The sequence below is a fragment of the Mucilaginibacter terrigena genome, assembly GCF_004168255.1.
GTDB lineage: Bacteria > Bacteroidota > Bacteroidia > Sphingobacteriales > Sphingobacteriaceae > Mucilaginibacter > Mucilaginibacter terrigena.
The window spans coordinates 614,813-638,577 of sequence record NZ_SEWG01000003.1 but is presented as its reverse complement, the minus strand read 5'-3'; the positions used below and the strand labels follow the sequence as shown (position 1 = coordinate 638,577).

Annotated in this window: 21 protein-coding genes; 4 read left to right on the top strand and 17 right to left on the bottom strand. The window is 37.2% G+C overall.

Features of this window, described 5'->3' with window-relative positions:
- The gene (dinB, locus tag EWM62_RS10020; protein ID WP_129876505.1) at positions 1–1,158 is read right to left on the bottom strand and encodes a DNA polymerase IV; all 1,158 of its coding nucleotides are present in this window, start codon (positions 1,156–1,158) and stop codon (positions 1–3) included.
- Between the two features lie 119 nt (positions 1,159–1,277).
- Here dinB and EWM62_RS10015 point away from each other — a divergent pair, with 119 nt between their 5' ends.
- Entirely contained in the window at positions 1,278–2,075 is a 798-nt protein-coding gene (locus tag EWM62_RS10015) for an SOS response-associated peptidase (protein WP_129876504.1), read from the top strand.
- On the opposite strand, the gene EWM62_RS10010 is transcribed toward EWM62_RS10015, so the two are convergent.
- The gene (locus tag EWM62_RS10010) at positions 2,033–2,293 is read right to left on the bottom strand and encodes a helix-turn-helix domain-containing protein (RefSeq protein ID WP_129876503.1); all 261 of its coding nucleotides are present in this window, start codon (positions 2,291–2,293) and stop codon (positions 2,033–2,035) included. The genes EWM62_RS10015 and EWM62_RS10010 overlap by 43 nt on opposite strands.
- A 509-nt stretch (positions 2,294–2,802) precedes the next feature.
- Positions 2,803–3,450, bottom strand: coding sequence for a DNA/RNA non-specific endonuclease (locus tag EWM62_RS10005; RefSeq protein ID WP_129876502.1), 648 nt, complete (start codon positions 3,448–3,450; stop codon positions 2,803–2,805).
- Positions 3,451–3,539: 89 nt separating this feature from the next.
- Here EWM62_RS10005 and EWM62_RS10000 point away from each other — a divergent pair, with 89 nt between their 5' ends.
- The 3 genes from EWM62_RS10000 to EWM62_RS09990 all read left to right on the top strand — a co-directional run bounded on the left by EWM62_RS10000 (position 3,540) and on the right by EWM62_RS09990 (position 12,406).
- On the top strand, positions 3,540–5,381 hold the full coding sequence (locus EWM62_RS10000; RefSeq protein ID WP_129876501.1) for a DUF2779 domain-containing protein: 1,842 nt from the start codon (positions 3,540–3,542) through the stop codon (positions 5,379–5,381).
- Positions 5,382–5,525: 144 nt separating this feature from the next.
- Complete coding sequence (locus EWM62_RS09995) at positions 5,526–8,798, top strand: helicase-related protein (RefSeq protein ID WP_129876500.1); 3,273 nt, start codon at positions 5,526–5,528, stop codon at positions 8,796–8,798.
- On the top strand, positions 8,798–12,406 hold the full coding sequence (locus EWM62_RS09990) for an Eco57I restriction-modification methylase domain-containing protein (protein WP_129876499.1): 3,609 nt from the start codon (positions 8,798–8,800) through the stop codon (positions 12,404–12,406). Before EWM62_RS09995 ends, EWM62_RS09990 begins: the two co-directional genes overlap by 1 nt.
- A gap of 61 nt (positions 12,407–12,467) precedes the next feature.
- On the opposite strand, the gene EWM62_RS09985 is transcribed toward EWM62_RS09990, so the two are convergent.
- The 14 genes from EWM62_RS09985 to EWM62_RS09920 all read right to left on the bottom strand — a co-directional run bounded on the left by EWM62_RS09985 (position 12,468) and on the right by EWM62_RS09920 (position 23,758).
- Positions 12,468–13,238, bottom strand: a complete 771-nt coding sequence (locus tag EWM62_RS09985) for a hypothetical protein (protein WP_129876498.1) — start codon at positions 13,236–13,238, stop codon at positions 12,468–12,470.
- 33 nt (positions 13,239–13,271) lie between these two features.
- The gene (locus EWM62_RS09980; RefSeq protein WP_129876497.1) at positions 13,272–14,096 is read right to left on the bottom strand and encodes a DUF4138 domain-containing protein; all 825 of its coding nucleotides are present in this window, start codon (positions 14,094–14,096) and stop codon (positions 13,272–13,274) included.
- A gap of 11 nt (positions 14,097–14,107) precedes the next feature.
- Positions 14,108–15,376, bottom strand: a complete 1,269-nt coding sequence (gene traM, locus EWM62_RS09975) for a conjugative transposon protein TraM (RefSeq protein WP_129876496.1) — start codon at positions 15,374–15,376, stop codon at positions 14,108–14,110.
- Positions 15,377–15,378: 2 nt separating this feature from the next.
- Positions 15,379–15,708, bottom strand: coding sequence for a hypothetical protein (locus tag EWM62_RS09970; protein ID WP_129876495.1), 330 nt, complete (start codon positions 15,706–15,708; stop codon positions 15,379–15,381).
- A 5-nt stretch (positions 15,709–15,713) separates the two neighbouring features.
- Positions 15,714–16,328: a conjugative transposon protein TraK gene (gene traK / locus EWM62_RS09965; RefSeq protein ID WP_129876494.1), complete on the bottom strand. Its 615-nt coding sequence runs from the start codon at positions 16,326–16,328 to the stop codon at positions 15,714–15,716.
- Positions 16,329–16,352: 24 nt separating this feature from the next.
- Positions 16,353–17,564 (bottom strand): conjugative transposon protein TraJ, encoded by a 1,212-nt coding sequence (gene traJ / locus EWM62_RS09960; RefSeq protein ID WP_129876493.1) that lies wholly within the window; start codon positions 17,562–17,564, stop codon positions 16,353–16,355.
- Positions 17,565–17,574: 10 nt separating this feature from the next.
- Positions 17,575–18,222 carry a TerB family tellurite resistance protein gene (locus EWM62_RS09955; protein ID WP_129876492.1) on the bottom strand — a complete coding sequence of 216 codons (648 nt, stop codon included), beginning with the start codon at positions 18,220–18,222 and terminating at the stop codon, positions 17,575–17,577.
- 9 nt (positions 18,223–18,231) lie between these two features.
- Positions 18,232–18,924: a hypothetical protein gene (locus EWM62_RS09950; protein WP_129876491.1), complete on the bottom strand. Its 693-nt coding sequence runs from the start codon at positions 18,922–18,924 to the stop codon at positions 18,232–18,234.
- Positions 18,911–19,594: a conjugal transfer protein TraI gene (locus EWM62_RS09945; protein ID WP_129876490.1), complete on the bottom strand. Its 684-nt coding sequence runs from the start codon at positions 19,592–19,594 to the stop codon at positions 18,911–18,913. The genes EWM62_RS09950 and EWM62_RS09945 overlap by 14 nt, the downstream gene beginning before the upstream one ends.
- Before the next feature lie 55 nt (positions 19,595–19,649).
- Positions 19,650–20,021 (bottom strand): hypothetical protein, encoded by a 372-nt coding sequence (locus EWM62_RS09940; protein WP_129876489.1) that lies wholly within the window; start codon positions 20,019–20,021, stop codon positions 19,650–19,652.
- 16 nt (positions 20,022–20,037) lie between these two features.
- Entirely contained in the window at positions 20,038–22,527 is a 2,490-nt protein-coding gene (locus tag EWM62_RS09935) for a TraG family conjugative transposon ATPase (protein ID WP_129876488.1), read from the bottom strand.
- A gap of 2 nt (positions 22,528–22,529) precedes the next feature.
- Positions 22,530–22,844 (bottom strand): DUF4133 domain-containing protein, encoded by a 315-nt coding sequence (locus EWM62_RS09930; RefSeq protein WP_129876487.1) that lies wholly within the window; start codon positions 22,842–22,844, stop codon positions 22,530–22,532.
- Between the two features lie 12 nt (positions 22,845–22,856).
- The gene (locus tag EWM62_RS09925) at positions 22,857–23,138 is read right to left on the bottom strand and encodes a DUF4134 domain-containing protein (RefSeq protein WP_129876554.1); all 282 of its coding nucleotides are present in this window, start codon (positions 23,136–23,138) and stop codon (positions 22,857–22,859) included.
- A gap of 89 nt (positions 23,139–23,227) precedes the next feature.
- Positions 23,228–23,758, bottom strand: a complete 531-nt coding sequence (locus EWM62_RS09920; protein ID WP_129876486.1) for a hypothetical protein — start codon at positions 23,756–23,758, stop codon at positions 23,228–23,230.
- Between the last annotated feature and the right edge of the window lie 7 nt (positions 23,759–23,765).

Genomic DNA, 23,765 nt, shown 5'->3' with positions numbered 1-23,765 from the left:
TTATAAATTTAAGTTCATGCCTGAGGCCAGCTTGATCGCATCCGGGCCAAAACGACGGCGGATCTTATCCATCGCCTGGCATAAACTGTATTGCTCTTCTGATTCGCTGTACAGATCGATCTGCTCAAATCCACTGACCAGATTAGACAACCTAACGCCGACCAGACGAATCAGTAAACGTTTCTGGTAAGCCTGTTTAAACAAGTCTTTGGTTTTCGCAATTAATACGCTGTCCAGGGCGGTATAAGGAATTACAGCTTGTTTGGTCACATCTTCGCGCGTTGAGTACCGTACAGTGACGGTAACACAAGCACATTGCTTGCGATTTTGCCGGAGTTCGAAAGCCAATTCCATAACCATGGTAGTCAACAAATAATTGATCGCTTCCAGATCGATACTGTCACTTTTGAAGGTACTCTGTGTGCCTATGGATTTTTGTTCCTGGTAAGGGACCACAGGGGAATCGTCAATTCCTTTTGCTTTATTCAATAACCAGATCCCGTTCTTCCCTAAGATGCTGGTCATATATTCAGGATGTACCTCCGCCAACTGATGAATACGTTTAACGCCCATATCACTTAGCTTAATAAAAGTCTTTTCACCTAATCCGGGAATCTTCCTGATGGAAAGCGGATTTAAAAAAGGGCGGACATTAGAGGTATCGACTGATAGCTGGCCATTCGGCTTGCATTCGTTAGTAGCCATTTTTGACACCGTTTTATTAACAGACAAACCAAACGAAATAGGCAAACCCGTTTCTTTCATAACAACCGCCCTGAGTTCCCGCGCATATTGCTGTGTGCCGTGGTAGCGGTCCATCCCGGTCATGTCGATGTAGTGCTCATCGATACTTGCTTTTTCGATCAGCGGTACCCGTTCTTTCAGTATGGCCGTTATCTCATGGGAGGCTTTGGAATACTCATCCATATTCCCCCTGATCCAAATACCATGCGGGCAAAGCATACGCGCTAATTTAGCCGGCATCGCTGAATGCACACCAAACTTTCGCGCTTCATAACTGCACGATGCTACCACACCACGGTCAGAAAGGCTGCCAATAATCACCGGGCGGCCAATCAGACGCGGGTCCTTACGGACCTCCACCGACACAAAAAATGCGTCCTGGTCCATATGGATAATCTGGCGGTTGGTGTTCATACGTTAGTTTCAGTTAAGAGGGTATAAAATTATGCTAATTTTTTTAGCATTTCCTATAGATATTTACAAAATTCTTTACACATTTGTTTTCGTCGGCTGTTAATCAGTAAATTAGCGTCATGTGTTATCATTATTCCCTTACTGCCGACAAATTTGAGATCAGTACCCGTTATGCATTGGAAGATCCGGAGACCATCGCTCTTATGAATGAATATGACGTTGTTTATCATAATGATGGTTTCGGGCACCTCCCGATGCCGGTGATCACAGCCGATGAGCCAAATAAAATCCAGTTATATGAGTGGGGATTGATCCCGCATTGGTTCAAGCCGAAGGAAGGAGCCGTAGATGCAAAAGGCAATAAGCTGACTGCCCTACAACAGGCGCGGGCTTTCAGTAATCAAACGCTGAATGCTATCGGTGAAACTGTTTTTGAAAAGCCGTCTTTTCGAAATTATATTGGAAAGAAACGGTGTTTAGTGCCTGCAAATGGCATTTATGAATGGCACCACCTCGATGCAAAAACCAAGATACCGCACTACATCTACCTCAAGTCAAGGGAAATATTTTCATTCGGCGGTATCTACAGTCATTGGACCGATCCAGAAACTGGTGAGATCATTAAGACGTTTTCTATATTAACAAACCCTGCGACACCTTTAATGGCGCGTATTCATAACAGCAAATTGCGTCAGCCATTTATATTGGAAAGAGATGCCGAAGGTACCTGGATTGACAGTGAATTAAAGAAGGATAACGTCCGTGATATGATCCTGCCACTTTCTGACGAACATTTTACCGCTCATACGATCTCAAAATTAATTACATCAAGAAAAGAAAGTTCCAATACGCCGGAGGTAATGGTACCATACGATTATGAAGGATTTTCCGGTGTTGTGGATGAGGAGGCCGCCTGATGAAACAAATTTTCAATTGGTACATCCAAGCCTTTTGCTAATTCATATATGGTTAGCAATGTCACATTTAACTCCCCTTGCTCTATTTTTCTCAGATTGGAAAAGTCGATATTACATAAGGTTGCCATCTTTCTATAAGATAATTTCTTAGATAGTCTTATTTTCCTAATATGGCTACCAAATTGTTCAAGAAGGCCTTTACCGTTTTCGCTAATCATCAATCTATTTAATGGTTAGGAAAGTTGAAGGATTAATATAAAAAAATTGTAGGTAAACTTGCCTACAATTTAGATTTTTATTACTTTTGTGTAAATGCTAGCTTCTTTCCCCGGTGAAGCATTAATGGACTTCTTCCTTCACAATACTGTATTCCAATTTATATAGTTTATAAAACCAAAATGTTGCCCTCAACTTATCCAGGATTTAATTATAAAGCTGATGAACTTCGGAAGTTTCTGGCATCTACAGACATATTTACTATTCTATTAAAAAACGGAGATATCATCCATTATACACCGACGGATAGGTCCACATTTTACCAATGGCTAACTCGCCATAATATTGAAAACATTAAAATAACCCCATAACATTACCTATTCTACCTCAAGCAATGAAAGTTTTGAAAAGGTATGAGTACCCAAAACAAGGCCAGCTTCTCCCAATAATATCTAATCGAAAAAATGAATTCATATTTAAAAGAAATGGCCCAGACTTCCAGCTTGGCATTTTATAATCCTTTTAGGTCGAGCTTTGAAGCCAACTTTACACTTTCTATGGGTCCTTGGTAATAATTAAACCTATGCGCATTTACCTGATGATGATTAGGAAATATGTACGCTACTTCCTGACCATTATATTTTAATATCTTCCAACAAAACATCGGCACTGTTACATCACCCATTTTCTCTTTATACGCATAACTACCACACCAAACCTCAACTTGCCCATATTGCTTAGCTAATCTCCTAGTTTCATCTTCTAAATCCCCCCAAACTTCCTCGTTCAATTCCTTTGTTTGGGGTGTCATATTAGAGAAGTAAAAACTTTCTTTCATTTGCTGAATATCACAGGAGTTATCAGCTGCATTCATATTATGTCCACGTTGATAATTCCCCTTATTCTTGCTATAATATTTTTGCAGGGTGGTATATTTCTTTAGCTGTGGGTCGGGTTTGAATGTTACTCCTTTTCTTTCAACTCGCCTGGGGTTGTTTTTATCGCAAAGGTCAGAGGATTTTACTATCCAATGAACTAATACCGGGTATTTGAGAACCGTGTCAAAGGTTGTAGTATAGCGTTGATGCCGGATAGTAATAGTATCTTGAGCAAATGCAACTGTAGTAAATAAGTAAAGTAATAATAAAAGGCGTTTCATTGAAGCAAATTTAACACATCAAAAACTCTAAAATTCCAATTAAAATAATCTTTTATATTTGGTATAACTAAACCCACTCATTATATCATATGACTATACAGCTTTCAAAATCTGATTTTAAACTGGGTTTGTCATGTCCTACAAAATTATACTATAAAAAACATCAATTCCCTACAAGCTTAGAAGGCAATGAGTATATAGAAATGCTAGCAGATGGTGGGTATATGATCGGTTATCTTGCCCAGTTATTATATCCAACGGGAATTGAAGTCACAGGCAGTCTTGAAAATGCTATTGAAACTACTAGTTTACATTTACAACAAGAGGACATTATATTATTTGAACCGGTAATTAGGTTCGGAGAAATGATTGCAAGGATTGACATTTTAGTTAAAAATGGGAAGAACCTAAAAATAATCGAGGTTAAGTCCAAGTCATTTGATAGTGTAGAAGCACAATTGTTTAAGCAGAAAGGTAAAAATTATTTCGGCTCATCCTGGACGGAATATCTTTACGATGTTGCATATCAAAAAGTTATATTACAAAATGTCTTTCCTGAATCTACTATTGAGTGTGAGTTATTAATGCCTGACAAATCTAAAAGGGCAGAAATAGATAGTATGGTTTCTCTATTTCAACTTACCTCCGTTGACGAATCCAATACGTTTAGAAAGCCAGTGATTAGCTTTACGGGCACCCAGCTTGACTTAGAATTGATTAAGAAATATCCCACGCTAGAATGGATAAATGTTGACAACGAAATAAAGCCTTTGCTCAATAAATGTATTAATATGGCTAATATTCTAATTGAACAATTAAAAGCTGGCGAAAGAATTGAATCACCGATTGGATTAAATTGTAAGGACTGCGAGTATTCTGCAACCGATATTTTACACGATGAAAGCGGTTTTAAACTGTGTTGGGGTAAAATGGCAGAACCTAAACCACATATACTTGAACTTGGCCAATTGGGGAACGTAAATAAAAAGAATGGCATAATAACTGACCTCATTAAAAATGGCAAAACTTCATTATATGACGTACCTGTCACTGCTTTAATTAAAGATGATGGAACACCTTATTATAATAATCGCCCATTATATCAGATCACTGAAAAAGAAGAGTTCTTATTAAGTGGGTTTGAGGGCGTTTGCTCAATCATACAATACCCGTTATTTTTTATAGATTTTGAAACTTCGCAGATGGCTCTACCTTACCACAAAGGTATGCGCTGCTATGAAAATGTGATATTTCAGTATAGCTGTCATATTATCCACCATAAGGGAGCAGAACCTGTTCATGCAGAATGGCTGAACACTAATGACTCTTTCCCAAATCATGAGTTTGCACGTTCATTAATGAAAGTTCTAGGTACTAGAGGAACAATCTTTATATGGAGCAAGTATGAAATCACTCAATTTAAAAATATACTTAGGACGCTGGTTGAAACTGATGAAGATACTGATTTGCGGCTTTGGCTTGAGACTTTATTGAATGATTTTGAGGCTAATGACGGGCGTTTCATAGATTTGAACATGGAAGCGACCAAGTATTACTATCATCCTTTTATGGGTGGGCGTACCTCTATAAAAGTCACCTTACCAGCAGTTTTAAAATCTACCAAATCTGAAAAAATAAAAAACTGGCTTGACAAAAAGGGGCTGTTAAAATTCGACGAGGACGGGTCAATAATTAACCCATATAAGCTACTGCCTTCCATGCCTATTTTAGAGGATGCGTTTCAAATCAATGTAAAAGATGGTTCTGGAGCTATGAGAGCATACCAGGATATGCTATATGGTATCAATAAGAATAATGAACAAATTAAGGCTATCTACATAGATTGTTTATTATTTTACTGTTTCTTAGATACATTAGCCATGGTGATAATATGGGAACATTGGTGTGGAATGAATCAGAGAAACATTTAATTAGTACTATGTTAAATCAACCCTCGTTAACCCAGGCCTAAGAACCTAAAAAGAAGAAATGAACTTTAGTTATTCAATGACTATATAGTCCTTTTTTAATTGAACGGTAAAATGTAGGTTTATCAGTATCTAATTCAAATAAAAATGACCACTAAGTTTTTTACTAATAGCGCAGAAAACACCTTAATCAAAAAATTTGAAGGTGTTTTTACATACAATCCAAACATCCAATATTTTGATGCTTTAGTGGGGTACTTTAGGGCATCCGGTTATTTCCGGATTAGACCTTTCTTAAACAAGGTTCCGAAAATTAGAATATTAGTTGGTATTAATATTGACAAGATGCTTGCAAATGCTCAAAAGGAGGGGTTGGAATTTTTTAAGAATCACGAAAAAACAAAAGAGGATTTCATAAGGAAAGTTCAAGAGGACATAGAAAAAGCAAATTATGACAAGGACACCGAAGCAGGAATTTTATTGTTTATTAATGATTTGATTGAAAATAAAATTCAGGTAAAAGCTCATCCTGAAAAAAAAATTCACGCAAAAGTTTATATCCTAAGACCGGAGCCGTTTAACGAACACACCCATTCAACAGTAATTACAGGCTCATCAAACCTAACAGATGCTGGACTAGGTGCGGGTAATTTTTATAACTATGAGTTTAACGTTCAGTTAACGGAATATACCGATGTAAAATTCGCAACAGAAGAATTTGAAAAACTATGGGATGAATCAGTTGATATCCTACCAGTGGATATTCAAAATATAAAAAAAGAAACATATTTAAACGAAGAAACAACTCCTTTTGAACTTTATATAAAGCTACTGACGGAATATTTTGGAAAAAATATTGATTACGACCCTGATTCGATTGGCGATTTACCGCAAAACTTTAAAAAACTTTCTTACCAAATTGATGCAGTAAATGAAGGTTACAATATGCTTTTAAAGCATAACGGCTTTTTATTAGCTGACGTTGTGGGTTTAGGTAAAACTGTTATTGCCGCAATGGTAGCAAAAAAGTTTCTAATGCAAAATGGAAGAGACAATACCAAAATTCTAATCGTATATCCACCAGCGGTTGAGAAGAACTGGAAAAACACCTTCAAAGATTTTCAGATAGACCAATGTACTAAATTTGTCACTAACGGAAGCCTTGAAAAAATTTTACAGGGACATCAAGATTATTGGAACAAGGAAGATTATGATTTAATAATTATAGATGAAGCACATAAGTTTCGTAATTATTTAACTGGCTCATTCCGTAATCTTCAGTTAATCTGTAAAAGTCCTCGAGCCAATAAAGGTTTGATTGATGGCTTACAGAAAAAAGTGATATTAGTTTCTGCAACCCCATTAAACAACAGACCTGACGATATTTTCTATCAGATTCAAATGTTCCAGGATGCAAGACAATCTACCTTGCCAATCACAAATTTAACTTCATTTTTTGCCCCTTTAATGGAGCAATACAAAACTTTAAAGCGTTTTGACGAATTAGACGTAAACAAGTTGAGAACCATTTATGGGAAAATTCGCAAGAATGTGATTGAACCAATTACTATTCGCAGAACGCGTACAGACCTTGAAAATATTCCCGAATATAAAGTTGATTTAAACGGACAGGGCATCAAGTTTCCAAAAGTAGATCCACCCAAAAAAGTCGAATACTTAATGGACGAAAAACTTAATGAGCTATTTCACAAAACTGTTTTCTACCTCACGGATGAAGACAAATTAAAATACAGCAGATACCAAGCCATTGCTGGATTGAAGCTTGAAATACAAACGAAGTATTACGAAAATGCGGAAACAGTATCTAAATCGCTGGCATTTATCATGAAAACCCAATTGATAAAACGATTAGAAAGTAGTTTTTATGCTTTCAAAAAATCATTGGACAATTTTCAAACTGCTACCGACCGAATGATTACAATGTTTGAAAACAATAAAATTTTTATTGCACCAGATACCAATGTAAACACTCTTTTGGATAAAGGTTGGAGTGAAGAAAATATTGAAAAGGAAATCGAAAGATTAAGTGAGGAAAACCCTAAGAACCAAACTTTCAAAAGCACTGATTTTAAAGATGATTTTATTGAGAGTTTAAAAAAGGATTCCAAGCTTATTAAGGAGTTAGTAAAGGGCTGGAATGCGATTGAAAACGACCCCAAAATCAATGTTTTTATTGATCAGCTTACTAAGCAGTTCTTAAGTAAAAAAACTAATGTTGAAGGTAAACTGGTAATCTTCTCAGAATCTAAGGATACGGTCGACTATTTGGCAACGGCTTTCGAAAATATAGGAAGAAAAGATGTGTTAGTTATTTCTGCGGTCAATAGAAAGAAAATGTACGAAACCATTGTAACCAACTTTGACGCAAACTGGGCAGAAGACAAGCAAGTAAATGAGTACAATATTATCATTACTACAGAAGTATTGGCGGAGGGGGTTAACTTGCACCGTTCCAACGTAATTATTCACTACGATACCCCTTGGAATTCTACTAAACTTATGCAAAGGATTGGGCGGGTAAATCGAATTGGAACAAAAGCAAGTGCAATTTATAATTATGTGTTTTATCCATCAGCACAGGGAGATTCACAAATAAGATTGAATAAAACAGCTTTTATGAAAATACAGGCGTTTCATACTGCGTTTGGCGAAGATAATCAGGTGTTTTCTACCGAAGAAATTTTAGATGAAGTAAAACTCTTTAGCGGCACTTACAAGGAAGAAGAAGACGAAAGGTTGAAATTTTTGTACTTTTTGAGGCACTTCAAAAAAGCTAATAGAGCTTGGTTCGATAAAATTAAAAAACTGCCATTAAAGTCCAGGGCAGGGAGAAACTCTACAGAACTAAAGAAACCCGAACTAAAGAATGGAACGGCTGCATTTTTAAAAACAGACAAAAAATTTGAATTTTATTGGGTGGATAGCAATAATCAACCAAACGAAATTACACCTATAGAAGCCTTCAAAATATTTTCTGCCGACCAAAAAGAAACAAGTTCTCCTTTGATTGAAACCCATCACGACCACATAAACAAGGCATTGGCACATTTCGAAACACTGGAGCATAAAATTGTACAATCACAAATTGACCCTGAAGCATTAGGCGGTGTGGCGCAACGAGCTAAAAAATTCTTGTCCGACATTGTTAAATATCCTCAAGTAAACGAAAAACAAATAGATAATATTCAAAAAATTGTTTTGCTTATCGATATTGGTAAATACACTAACTTACCAGCAGATGTTGACCGGTTGCAAAAGAAGAAAGCAAATCTGAACGATGCCTTATTAGAAATCGATAAAATTGCGGCACAATACAATGTTGATTTAAGTGAAGTACAAAAGGGTAAAAAGGGCAAAGTCGAACAACCTGTTTTAATCATTTCAGAATCCTTTGAATAATGACATACGAGCACATCCATAACCTATTTAAACAACGCTACAACCAAAATAATTGGAAAAAGTTCCTGGGTGAAGCATTCGCAAAATCCCATTTGTTGTTAACGCCAGAAATATTGACAGGCATTGACATAAACGTAGCATCACAAGTGCTCAAATTGGGTTATATTATTTTGGATGAAAACGGCATTGATCGTCAGATTGCTGTATATGAAGTTACATTGGCCCAAGGCATTATTTTGGAACGCAATCGTGTTGGGTTGCGCAATTTGCTCCGTAAATACTGGAAGGACATTGATGCCGCTTTTATAACATACCATAATGCCGATAAAGGGAACTGGCGGTTTACATACGTTTCAGAATTGACTGGCTATGATGCTGATGGAGAATTTGTAAAAATAAAAACAGAGCCAAAAAGATACACCTATGTTTTAGGTGAAGGGGAAAGCACTCGCACTGCTGCAGAAAGTTTTACAACAGTTGCGAACAAAGGGAGCAAAGCTACTTTAGAGGATGTAAAAGCGGCTTTTTCTGTCGAAAAACTTTCAAAAGCTTTTTTTGACGAATACAAAAAACACTATGATATTTTTTGCGACTTTATGGTATCAAAACCAAACATTCGGCAATCCATATTTAAAGGTAATGATAAAGGCATTCGCGATTTTAGTAAAAAGCTTTTGGGCCGTATTGTATTTCTTTATTTCATTCAGAAAAAAGGTTGGTTAGGCGTTCCTTCAAAAAGCGAATGGGGTAAGGGTGATTTTGATTTCTTAACCAACCTGTTTAACAAAACTAAAAACCCAGATCTTTTTTACGCTGAATTATTATCTAAACTTTTTTTTGATACACTCAACGTCAAACGTAAAGACGACCTGGTCGAATTGGTAAGAGGTGAGCCCTGCCGAATTCCATACTTAAATGGTGGTTTGTTTGAAGAAGACGACAAAAATCATCGCAGTTTGATTTTTCCAGCTAATCTTTTTAAAAATCTTTTTGATTTTTTTAATCAATACAACTTTACCATTTACGAAGACGACCCAAACGACCACACGGTAGCCGTTGATCCCGAAATGTTGGGACACATTTTTGAAAACTTACTGGAAGACAACAAAGACAAAGGTGCATACTACACACCTAAAGAAATTGTGCATTATATGTGCCAGGAGAGTTTGATTGATTACCTTGCCACTTGGTTTGAAAACAATGGCTATGAAGTAGTTAACTATATTGGTTTTGACAGGCCTAACCAACCCAAGTTATTTTCTGCAAACGAAGGCAGGAAAGGGCAAATGATTTTAGAAACTGATACTAAGGGAGCAGCTAAACAGATTGATCGACTATTAATTGAAAAATTACTGAAAAAGAAATTGGATGATGAGGATAAAAAACTTGTTCTTAAACATTCTGCCGAATTTCATACCGCTTTAGATAATGTAAAAATTTGTGATCCGGCAATTGGTTCGGGTGCTTTCCCTATGGGTTTACTACACGAAATATTTACCGCTAAACAAACGCTGCACACTTTTGAACACGGAAACACCAAAACTTTTGATGCTTCGGCTGTAAAACTTAACATTATACAAAACAGCATTTACGGTGTGGACATTGAAAAAGGTGCGGTTGACATTGCCCGATTGCGTTTTTGGTTGAGTTTGATTGTGGACGAAGAACAACCGAAAGCATTACCAAATCTCGATTATAAAATTGTAGTGGGCAATAGCTTAGTAAGCAAGTTAGGCAATGATATTATTAATATTGACTGGACACTGAACGAGACTTCAAACGGTCTATTTGGTGCAGACCTAGCAAAACAAAAAGGAGACTTGCTTATAAAAATTAGCAAAGAGCAAAAAGACTTTTTTAGCCCTGATAGCGATAAGAAAAAATTAGCACCGAATATCCGCAAATTGAAAGTTGATTTGCTCATTAATCAACTTCAGTTAATGGTAAATACAACTAATCAAGAAACGGAACCAAAATCAACGAGCTATAAAGACAAAAACAAATATTTGAAGGCTACTCAATTATATTATTCCACTTTAGGATGGAAAGACAGTATTAAAGAGCTTTCTAAATTAAAGGAGAAGCCAGAGATTCCTTTGAATTACTTTGATTGGAAATTAGATTTTCCTGAAATAATGAATAAACAAATTATTGAAGAAACAGGATTTGACATTCTTATTATGAATCCACCATATATTGGGGAAAAAGGTAATAAGGAAAAATTTCACGATGTTAAAGAAACTAGTCTACTAGATTTTTATCAAAAAAAGATGGACTACTTTTATTTCTTCTTTCATCAGGCATTGAACATTACAAAAAGTAGTGGTTTTATCTCAGGCATAACTACCAATTATTATGTGACTGCCACGGGAGCTACTAAACTCAGAAATGATATATTTAATAGAGCTTCTGTTGCTAAACTTGTAAACTTTGGTGAATCTAAGGTTTTTCCTAGTGCACTTGGTCAACACAACTTGATAACATTTTTAACTAAACCAAAGAAAAATACGTCAACAAATGTTATTACGGTCAATAAAACAGGTTTGATTGATTCAACGAATTTCGATAGAATTTTCAGTGGTATTGATACAGAAACAAATTATCTAAATATTAATGAGGATAAACTATTTGACGGAGAAGAAAAATATATCAGAATAGTTACTTCTGGCAATGTTAAAGGGGACAAAGTAATCAACTCCATTTTAGATAAAATGAAATCAAAAGGAGTTGAATTAGGATCTATATGTGAAGTAAATCAGGGATTAAGGACGGGAGCTGATAAAGTATCACCAAAACATATCTCTGAATACGGTGTAAGCAAAAACTATGATGCTGGAGACGGTATATTTATTTTAACTGAAAAGGAAATAAAAAACCTAGAATTAAATAGTTTTGAAAAAGGCAGAGTTAAAAAACTTTATAAAAATTCCGATATCAAGAAATATTTTGTTGATTCTTCAACAGATTTAAGACTAATAGACATTTTTTGGCCAAATGATAGAGAATTGCAACTATCTAAAATACCAAATCTTCATAACCACTTAAAAAAATTCAAATCAATTTTAGAAGGAAGAAAAGAAAATGCAAATGGTTTAGATAAGGCAATTGCGAAAGGAAAATATTATTTTGGTTCAGTTAGAAGAAAACTTGATTTCAGCTTGCCAAAAATAGTCTCTCCTCAACGGTCGAAATTAAATACTTTTGGCTTTACAGATATAGAATGGTTTGCAAGTGCAGATGTCTATTATATTACTGATTCAACAGGTAATCAAAATCTGAAATATATTTTAGGTCTTTTAAACTCTAAATTATATTTTTTATGGTTAAGTCATAGAGGTAAAGTGAAAGGGTCAATGCTTGAATTATATCAAAAACCACTCACTGAAATACCTATTTATATTAGTGGGAAGGGTATTCAGAACAAAGTCGTGGATTTGGTTGATAAAATAATAGGGCTAAAACAAGAAAACAAGAACTCAATTTTATACGAAAAACAAATAGATAATATTGTGTATAAATTATATGATTTGTCTTATGACGAAGTAAAAGTAATAGACCCTGAATTTGGTTTGACAAAAAAAGAATATGAAGCGATAAAGTTGGTGTAATGTCAGGCCTAAATTATCCTGGTTGTATAAAACAAGAGCAGGCATTGGCCTGCTCTCTGTTTTATATTCTAACTTTAGCTTTACGCGACTGCTTTTTTGCAGGAGCATCCTCCTTTTGCTGCTCACGTTGTTTTAAGTTTCTAACCGGCTTTTGATCCGTATGTAACAACTCTTCTCGTTTGATCTTCTTCATCTGATGATCGTAAAGATCAACGGTTTTGAACTGCGGGTTTGCGGCGATGAAATATTTTTTGTCACCCTCTTCGCCACCAACTGTTACCTGTTGGGCATTTCCCTTTTTCAAGGAATACATCAATTCTTCTTTAGCTTTTGGGTCGTCCAGTTCCTTAATACCTTTTCCGGCAATCACTTTATCAAGATCAAATCCGTAATTCTCATGGTAATGTTTAATCTTTTTATTGCCGTTATCGGTAAGATTTTTATCATCCAGCGTTAACCATGCCTGGTATTTTTGCCCTTCAAGATTATAAAGCTGTTTGTTAACGGCGCGGCCCTCCATTAAGTTAAAGGCTTCTTTTGCAGTGATGCCACTCCCTTTATTTATATAAAAAGTTTGGTCTATGTTCTTTGCAGGGTCGTCCTTGTGTTTGATGGTTGCATCGTACTTGTTGAAAAAATACATTTCCTGGTTATCCCCGGCTTTGAAGTGTAGGGTATAATCAATTGTTTTCTGGTTAAACTCGTGCTGCATTACTAAATTAAATTCAGGCGATTTTGCAGCTATTTGTTTGTCCAGGTCAGCATTAAGCTTATCGCCAAACCCCAGGTTAAGCAAGCTCTTTTTTAGAAATTCAGAATTTTGAGTATTCATAACGTAATGATTAAATGATGAAAAAAATGTTAATTAAATTTTGGCAGCTAAAGTGTTGGCCGGTTGCTGCGTTGCCGGTATAATGATTTTCAAATCGTCCAGATCCTTTTGTTTGATTTGAAGATATAAGTGTCTATTACCGTTACGTTCATAGATCTCGATGTTCAATGCCTGGTCTTCTGTTAAGGAAAATCTGCGAAAGGCAAATACTTTAGCTAATTCCTTGTTTTTAAGGATTGCTACACGACTTTTGAAAGTTGAATAAACAGGGATGATTTCCTGCTCATGCGTAGCCATACGTGAAACGGTTTTTAAATCCCTGATATAAAATCGGATAAAGTCAACTTCATAGGGTAGCCCTGAATGGTTACTAATATCAACCCTAAAGAATATTCGGTTGTCAGCAATGGAAAGTTTACTTATCCACGTTTTGACACCACCTGTTTTTTTTCGGTCTATAACATCTTTGCGTTTGCCGGCAGCAAGTTCATTGCTAATTGAAACATAGTTTATTTGCGGCGATCTTATAACGGATATGCTTGAAACAGTTTGCCCGATTTCAATCCGTCGGCCAGCCCTACCATAAGAATATCTTACGGGGATACGGTATATTTGATTGGTTGCCTGATCCTGGGCTGTAATTTGGGAAGGTTTTAGCGTTGCTTTATCAGCTTGCAACGTTATTACTCCACTTCCCTTATTGGAAGCGTTAACACCTTCAGGAACTTTTCCAACTATATTTACGGAGGATGGAAAAATGAGGGCTGTAAATTTATCACGGCTTATATATGCCGTGTCCTGCGCAAAAGAGACTGTCCCTACTGCTGCGAAGAATAAAATGCTGATTAATTTTTTCATAATATTGAGTGTTAATTGTCACGGTCGTTACTATCCTTTAGAAGGACTTCATAACCGGCCTTTACCTTAACTTTGATCTGTTTTACCTTGCGATTAAAAAGCCCTTTGGCTGCCTCCACACCTGCACTTGCGGCTTGTGCACCAACGGATTGATCCATCGACATGATTTGCATCGACTGTACTGCGTCGCCCATACCGTTCTTTGCTGCATCCCTACCTATTGAACCAGGTACATATAATCCTTGCATTCCGTCCAGATCATACACTGTAAGCGCTACAGGAAGTATATTATTCAAATACCGAATACTGGAAATTTTAATATCAAGGCGTTCATTATTTAAGGCGCAGGTTCCATAAACAAAACTGCCTTTGGGAATCTGTTTACCATTGACATAGATACCGTCTAAGAGCCTTAATTTAATTACTGCCCCGCTAACCAGCGTTTGATCCTCATGAACTACGGCCTGAATAGTATTTCCGGCCATTTCTGTTTCATTAGAGCGACGGCGGCTTTTTGATTTATCACCCTCATAAGATGCATAACTGACCTGCATTTTGTCGCCAGTATTATAATCATCCTCGTCAACGGCTGACCTTACAGCATACACACGACCATGATTTTTCATCGATTGATTACGTGACCGGGTATTAGCACTACCGGGATTTTGCAGATCATTTATCTGTTGCAACATTTGAGTAAGCTGTTTCATTTCAGGATCTGTACCACCATTTCCATTCATGGATCTCATCATCATTTCAAGCCTTTTAACATCCGCATTAGATTGGGTTGCTGAAACTGCGCCGCCATAATTTGCGGGTTCCGGCTGATTGATCTGTTGGTTGATGGCGGCAAGTTTTGCCTGAATCTTAGCTTCGTTGACTTCCGCTGAAGTCGGACCGCCAGTAAGATTAGCTGTTGATTGCTGTGTGACAGCATCTGTATGACCATCTTTTGATGCATCAAGCCCCATAGATTGAATGAAACTATCACTGACACCGCTATTGGCTGAATTGGCGGAATCGGTTTTTACAGTCTGATAAATACCCATCTTGTCCTGGGCTTTTTGGTCATTGAACTGGGCTTGCGGAAGAGTGGTGTTTAAACCTTGTGCATATGAGGTAGCAAAAGCCGAGTTACTTTGCTTACCGCCACCTAAAGCCCAAAATGCCATGGTTAAAAAAGGAAGAATAAGCAAAGGCATTACTACTAAGAATTTGCGCTCCTTTAAAAATTCAGGAGTGTGTTGCGGCAATTGGCCGCCGGTTGATTTCGCATCCATGATTACTTTGTTTTAGTTAATGAATCTGTTAATTGAAGTACACTGATAGTAGGTTTAGGCAACTCTGATGGCATACCAATGTGTGCAGAGGTGTAATTTTGCGATAGCCTGGGTATCGGATAAAAAGAAGAGAAAGAGCCAGCTATTAGAAAAATGGAGGCTATCAATCCAATCGAAATCAGCAGTCGTTTTTTCCCTTGTGTTGAATAACGATTGAATTTTTGGTTTAGCCATTTTGAACAGCCAACTTGAACTTTAATGATAGCATTGGCTAATAAACCCGCAACTTTGTTGCTAAGGATGTGTGATGTATTATTCTGAGAAATATTCATAGCCTTTATTGTTGAATGGTGGTGTCGCGATTAGCCAATGTTTCCCAGTGAAGGATTAAAAATCCATGCGGGTTATTATCTGATCTGGCTACGTTCCGTAAGTAACCTTGGGTAACCAAACTTCTGTTTGCTGTGGAGGTGGACCGAATAAGTTTTTGCGTTGCAAAGCATTTGAAATGGTAGGGATATTGATCAATATCTAATTGAATGCTATCAACCGTTACCTGTTGACTGATATTACCGGAAATCAAATTGTTGTAATAACTTTTTTCTTTAAGGTCGTTGTATTGGTTTTTTGCACTTTCATCAGCCAGGTATAGTGCCTTACCAATATTTGCATCAATCACCTTTTCATCAGGGTCAAGCGTAAAGAAATAGTGATGAAACATTTTAATATGATCTTTAGCTTCAACAGGGATATTATCTTTCCGGTCTGCAGCAAATGCTTCCAACGCTTTTCCATTTGCCAGTATATAAACATGATTTGAGGCAAGGTTCGCGGCCTGATAGCTTTTATACAAAGCAAAGCAGGAAATAACCGTGCAGGCTGCTATCAGGAAGTAACTAAAAAGCTTGATATGCTTAAAAGCGGTGTCGATATTTTTTAGATGAGTGAACATAATTTTTGAATTAGTGGTTAATAATTAAGCTTGTTGAGGATCAATTTTTGATGCTCTTGAATTATTTGGATTACTGCCCTTATCCTGGAAATACGGTTTTGAAACTGCACCTTCGGAGATGCTTTGACTGGTGTTAGATCGCTGATTACCAAAGGTGTCGCCGGATATGCCGCCGGAAGTTGCACCTACAACAGATTGACTGGTACTGCTTACCATGCTGTTAACCTTTTGAAGTAGTCCATTACCGCCACCCGCATTAACAATGTAATTGGCTACACTTGGTACGGTGAAGTAGCCTATAATGCCAATGATCAAAAAGATGAGATAAGCAGTGTCGGTAGAACTGAAGAATGTATCACCGGCACTTTGAACTTGATTGATATCCAGTTTCAACATATTCTCCTGCACCTTGCCGATGATGGCACCGAAAATATTGGCAACTGGTAACCATAGAAATACATTGATATACTTAGCCAGCCATACGGTTAAGGTATGCTGGAAGCCATCGAAAACCGCTAAGCCAAAAACAATAGGCCCCAGGATAGCGAGTATGACCAGATAGAAAGTCCTGATGGTGTTTATACAAAGTGCGGCTGCTTCAAAAAGCACCTGTAACACTTCACTCATCCATTGCTTAACCGAATTTCGAAAATTGTAAGATGCCTTAGACATTGCAAATTTCATATCATTGCCTACACTGGCAAGTACCCCTTCACCGCTTCCATCTTTATCTTCGGGATGTGTATATTTATACCATTTTTCCCGGTCACCATCACCATCAGCACCGACATACATCTGCCAAGTGTCGGTCTTTTGAACTGCGGTTTCTTTTGCTTTCAAAAGTGCCGCGATTGCGGCATCAGAGTTTTGAACCATGCCGCCTGTTGCACTTACAGTTGGTGACATGATGCCATTAATAATTGCTATCACCGTAGGGAATAATAAAATAGCTATTCCTAATGCGAAAGGACGCATTAGCGGGTAAAAATCAATCGGTTCAGCACTGGCTATTTGCCGCCATACCCTGCTGCCGATGTACCACAATGCGCCAAACCCGGCTATTGCCCGACCAACTCCGATTAACTGACTACACATAGGCAGCATATCGTTATATACATCATTAAGGGTGCCTTGCAAGCCTTGAATATCATTAGCCAATCCTTGCGCTTTGGAAAAAAAAGGAAAAGCTATCCCCGTTACCGCAAAAATTGCGGTGTAAAAAATCTTCTTTTTCATAAAAATGAGATTATTTGTTTATGCCGTAGAGCTGCTTTAATGTTCGCGAATTACCAATATCCTTGCTCCGCTGAATATTTAACAATACACCTTGTCTGTTGAAATATCGTAGAAACTGAAGCTTATCACAACTGCTTAAATAGATCCGATTAATAGCTTTGATCCTTTCTTCATCAGACATTCGCAGTTTTCCTGCGGTAAGTACATTTGTTAATTCGTCGAGATTTTGAAGGCTTTGATTAACCAGTTGCGAGTAAACACTTCCCATATAGTTGAGTTCACTTGCGCTAAACGCACCGCTTTGTTTGAACCGATTATAAGCGTTCTTATATTCACTTATCAAACTGGCTTGTTGGGTGATAATTTCAGGTACCCTGCCATAATTCCTGACCGCAGGTGTAACTGAAAGAAGGCCGTTCAAGTAGATGCTATGTAGATTAAAATTACCTTTTGACAATTGGGAGATGCTGCTATAACCTTGCTGGTAGATTTGATAACCAGTTTTCATATCCCTTAAAATGCCTTTCAATTGTGTAAGTTTTTCAATATTCAATAACAGTTGCTGCATTTCCTGGGCTTGCGCATAACCATTTTTTGCTGTTATGGTGAATATTGAAATCACCAGGCATATTATGATGTTTGTGAGGTGCTTTTTCATAATGTTCGTTTATTGAATACCGTATATCTTTTTTTCCATTATTACGCTATTGGCCTCTTTGTCTCGCTGAACCGCATACACTTTAATCTGATTTGAAAATGATGAAGCAAAACGATAGTTACTTTGCATAGCGGTATGGATAATGCCAATACGTTTTAACCTATCCTCATCACTCATTTTTAGCTTATTATTTGTCACAACGTTCTGCAATTCTGTGATTTGTTGATCGCAGTCGCTAAAAAGCGCCGCTTTTACCTGGCCTATGTATTTTTTTTCATTAGTGGTCAGGTTGCTTGTCTTATCCAAGTTGCTCATACGCTTTAGAATATCCGATTGCCAACCAATGATGTCACTTACCTTTTTATTGTCTTTAACGACAGGATTCACAAACAGCATTTTATCATAATAGGTGTTATGCAGGCCATATTCAGAATTTAACCAGCCTGTAATTGATCCCAAACCGTTTCGGGCAATATTGTTACCTGCTTTGTAATAGGAGGCGTAGACTTGCAATGCGGCAATTTGCTGTAACAAATACTTTTTCTGAGTACTTTTCTGCTTAAACCATTCAGCAAAGGTTTGGGCATCAGCGTTTGTTCCTATGGCCGAGGCTGTTACTGTCATTATAGTAAATGCCAGCAACCTCTTACTTTTGCGGCTGATTTTATCTGCCTGTGATTTTATTTTTTTAATTGATTCCATAAAGCTTTTTGATGGACCGGCTATCATTTAAATCCTTGCTCCGTTGCAAACTCAATTGAATGCCTTGATTATTAAATTGGTGGAGATCGTTGTAATTTTCATCAAGATGATTGCTGGCAGTATTAATCAATTCCAAACGTTGTTCATCCGTCATTTGGGTTTTAGCGGGGCTTACAACCATCATGATCTCATCCAGATTTTTAACACTGGCGTCTAATATCCCTGTATAAACCTTTTGCATATAATCCAATTCCTGCGGATTGAAATGGCTATCCTGCCTAAACAAGTTCCATGCTCTTTTATACTCTCTAACTAAAGCGGCTTGTTTTAGGGTGATATCCTTTATTCGCTGATACTTAGTAATAACTGATTTGATCTTCCCCAATTCGGCATAGTAATCGCTATAAAGTGATCTTTGTTGTTCCGTCCATCCCGAAATCTCAGTTAGCTTAGTTTTGGACAACTGGTTTTCAATTACCTTTTGTGCATTCTGAAGCCATATCGTTTTGTTTTGCATACGCTGAACTTTTAGGTCAATGGCTTTTATGATTTTTGTAACAGTTAGCTTAATAACCTCCCCAATCACAAACTGCGCATTTGCAGGTTTTGCATTTGTCAAAAGCGCCGTTGTTACAGAAAGTATTATTAATGTTTGCTTAAATTTTTTCATAGGGCCTCCCGTTCTGGTCAAATGGCCAGTTAATTAATTCAAGAATTTACTGCTGTTATTTTACTTTTTGGTATTCAGTGTCACCGAGTTTCAGAACCTGCTTTTCCGGCAATACGGAGATTTGTTTACCTAATTCTGTTTCTTGCAACAATTGCTTTTCAGCGTCATATGAGGAAACCCACTTTTTTGACTTAAATTCCTTCGGAAATGTTTTACCATCCCTTATTTTATTAAAGCCTGTTCGTCTTTCAATGTTAAAGGTTTGAGAATTTGCTTCACTTGTTACAATTAATGTATCAGCTGTGAAACTATAGTCGTTTTTAAATTGGGTAACGTATGTACCTGTAATATCAGTTTTCTTCGTGGCAGTACTGCAACTATATAGCGAGATAATAGTTAAAGCGATTAAAATGGTTGATACTTTCATAATTTATGATTTTAAGTTATGCTGCTTGTTCTAATTCTTCCCTGACTATTGCGGCTATGCCTAATTGCATACTGCCATACTTTTTAGCATAGGCATGAACTTTGGCTTTTTCCGCAGATTCTGTAGTATAAGTCCAATATTCCTCACGGCTTACTTCAGTTCGATAAACTTTAGATAGTTGGCCGTTAAGGCTGATGAAGACTTCTTTGTATTTCAAACTTTGGTCATTATTCCGGTTCATACTCATTATTAGGGCAGTTTCCTTATCTGTAATCCCTAATAATTGCTGAATTTTTGGAAAGTCATTTTGATACTTACGCTGGTCAAGTAATATTTTACAATCACTATTATTGATAATAGCCTGCTTGACAACAGGAGAGCTGATTATATCTTCTATATCCTGGGTAACCACCAACGCTTCACCAAAATATTTACGGACTGTTTTAAATAAGTACTTAATATATTCTGCCATTCCTTCCCGAGCAATCGCCTTCCAGGCTTCTTCAATCAGGATCATTTTGCGGGTATCTTTATTTAGTTTGCGCATTTTGGATACGAAGGTCTCCATAATGATTAAAGTAACTACCGGAAATAGAATAGGATGATCTTTGATATTATCTAATTCAAAGACAATAAAGCGCTTTTGCAACAAGTCAAGATTTTCTTTTGCATTCAGCAGATAGGAATATTCACCGCCTTTGTAGTATGGTTTCAATACAAACAGCATGTTATCTATATCAAAACGTATATCTTTTACTTTTGATTGCTTCATGGTTTCATAAAATTCAACAGATAAAAATTCATAGAAGCTATCAAAGCATGGAAATATCTCGGGTTGAACTTTTAACTTCTCATAATAATGGTACAAAGCGTCCGAAATAGCGACGTATTCAGACCTCTGCACTCCCTCATCCTCCTTTTTCCACAAGGCAAGAATCATGGCTTTAATGCTTTCTCGCTTTTCTGTGTCCAGGTTATCGCCTTCAGGAACATAAAATGGATTAAAGCTGATCGGTTTGTCTTCCGTGTATGTAAAGTAATAACCTCCTACAAATTCACATAAGCCCTGGTAACTATGTCCTACATCTACAATAACTACATGGGAACCCTGTTCAAAATAACTGCGCAGCATGTGGTTTGTAAAGAAAGATTTACCACTACCTGACGGACCTAAGATAAATTTGTTCCTGTTGGTGGTAATACCCTTAGTCATAGGGTCATCACTGATATCAACGTGTACCGGCTTGCCTGATAATCGGTCGCCAAGGCGAATACCACAAGGGCTTATACTTGATTGATAGTTTGTTTCTAAATTCAAAAAGCAGGTAGCTTGTTCAACGAACGTATCAAAGGTGTCGTTCATTGGGAAACTGGCTTCATTACCGGGCAAACCGGCCCACCATATTTGCGCTGCTCCGTCAGTTTCCTGTTTGGGCTGCGCATCCATCTGGGCCAGGGATGAACTAACCTTGTTTTTGAGATCCTTTAAATTATCACGGTTGTCAGTCCATGCCAAAATATTGAAATGCGCTTTTACAGGCAACCGTTGTTGGCTGATCGCTTCATTTAAAAAATCATGTGTTGCATCACGGCCAATTGCATTTTCACGTGAATAAGCCGAAAGAGATTGAAGCCTTAATTTCTTTGCTTCCAATTTCTTGATTGTTTGCTGACTGTCCCCGATAAAAATGTATTGATTATACAAGTGATTACATTTAAGCAAAGTGCCAATAGGTGTCGCGAATCCAGTGCTAAATTTTGTCTTATCAGTGCTATATTTATCATAAGTGATACGTGGCCCGCACAGCGCCGGAAGGTCTTCAACATCGCTAAGGGTATAAATCTGGCAGTTACTGTCACCAATTCTTATCTCGTCAGCTATATGGATGTCTTTTACAACAGGGGCCTGATCCTTATTCAGTAGAAAACAATATTGCTCTAATATTCCTGGATTTTGAAGAGTGCCGGTTAATTCACCATCAGATAATCTTTTCAAAGAAATCAAACCACTATCCTCCAGTACACGAACAAATTGCCCCGCGCTATCTAAAAAGTCCCGGAATAATTCATCGCAAGTCGTTTGTATGGGTACAACTCTTTTTCGCATTAATAGGCTGGTCGCACTTGAGTACTGTTTAAATTTGTCCGGCTTTTTAGTTAAATAAATATGGCAGTGATGATGAAGGTAAGCCCGTTCATTAAAATAACGTTCACTGGAATGTGATAGGAAAGTTTTAACACTTGCACCGTTATCCTTGGCAAATACCGCTTCATACTGTTCATTAATAAACCAATCCTGCTTATGAAAAACAGTGTTTTTAGGGAGCAATCTTAAAGCCTTAATTAAAACTTCGTGAAATGCCATATATTCATCGTTAGATAAGGTGAATATTTCAGGCAGGTTTACCTTGAAGCCAATAGTTAAATCACCTTGCACGGAAACCATACATTGATTTTCTACCTTGTATACAGGAAAAACCTGCTCTGCTTTGCTATGTGATGCCATGTCTATTTCTTTAATTTTAAAAAGATTTTTCGAGTCGTAAACTTTAAATAATCAGGTAAGTACCTTTTGGCTGCTTTTTTCATTAAACCATGCTCGCCGTATTTATGGCTCATTTTAAAAACCTGGTAAAATAGAGCGCTGCCTAATATGGATATTAATAGAATGCAAATCATTACAGGCACTCCCACGATATACATAACAGCAAAACCAATTAGTAACAAAACCAATCCTCCGGCCAGGTAGCCGATATACTGTGCTTTTAATCCCTTAAATTCAATCGGCTTATTAATTCCTTTGTTGATTTGATATAAGGCCATGATTGCTGTCGCTTAAACTCCAAAAAATGATTTTAATACAGTTGAGACTACAACTAAAAAAATACAGCTGCCGAACCAGCTTGATGCGACTTTTCCTGTATCGTGGTCGCCATCGTTCCACTTTTTGTAAACTTTTATGGCACCAACAAGACCGACAATAGCACCGATCGCGTACATTAAGCTTGTACCGGTTGAAAAATAACTTTTTACCTGACTTGTGGCTGCGGATATACCGGAATTTCCATCCTGTGCATACAGGCTTACGGAAATTAAGATCAACGCAATGATGGCCATAAGGCGCCTGAAAAGGCTAACCGCCCTCGAACGGCAGTTCGTTTTTTGAGATTTCATATTATTTGTATTTGAATTAAATGGATAATTGCCTAAGCCCAGGTGTTTTGAAAATCTGATAAGGCAACAGTGAATTTTAATTTTTCTTTAGAATTTTCAACCACGCGGCTTAGCGCAGCCGGGAGATCTATTTGCTCCTCAAACCTTTTATAAGAGTTGACCAAAATCCCAACCAGTGTTATAAACTCCTGCTTATTATCAACGTCTTTAAATGCTTGAATCAGGTTACCAACTTCCGATACTAATTCTGATTCAGGATCATTCTGACTGTCGGAAGTTTGATTCGAATCAGTAATGGCATCGTTTGGATCATCTGGCAAAACATCAGTAAACGGCAGGCTCTGTGTTTCGCCAATAGATACGCCATTATCCGGTTTGGCCTGACCTATAATAGAAATTGCTGAGGGGCGAATTGCCGAAAAAATATCAGCGTTTCGTGTCTTGTGGTTAAATAAAACACTTATCTCTTTTTGGTAATACCTGAGAACAACGTACAGGTAGTATGAAACAGTGATGATAACAACGGCTGCGAGATAGTGCTGCCAGGAAATAGAAGACAACATATTGCTT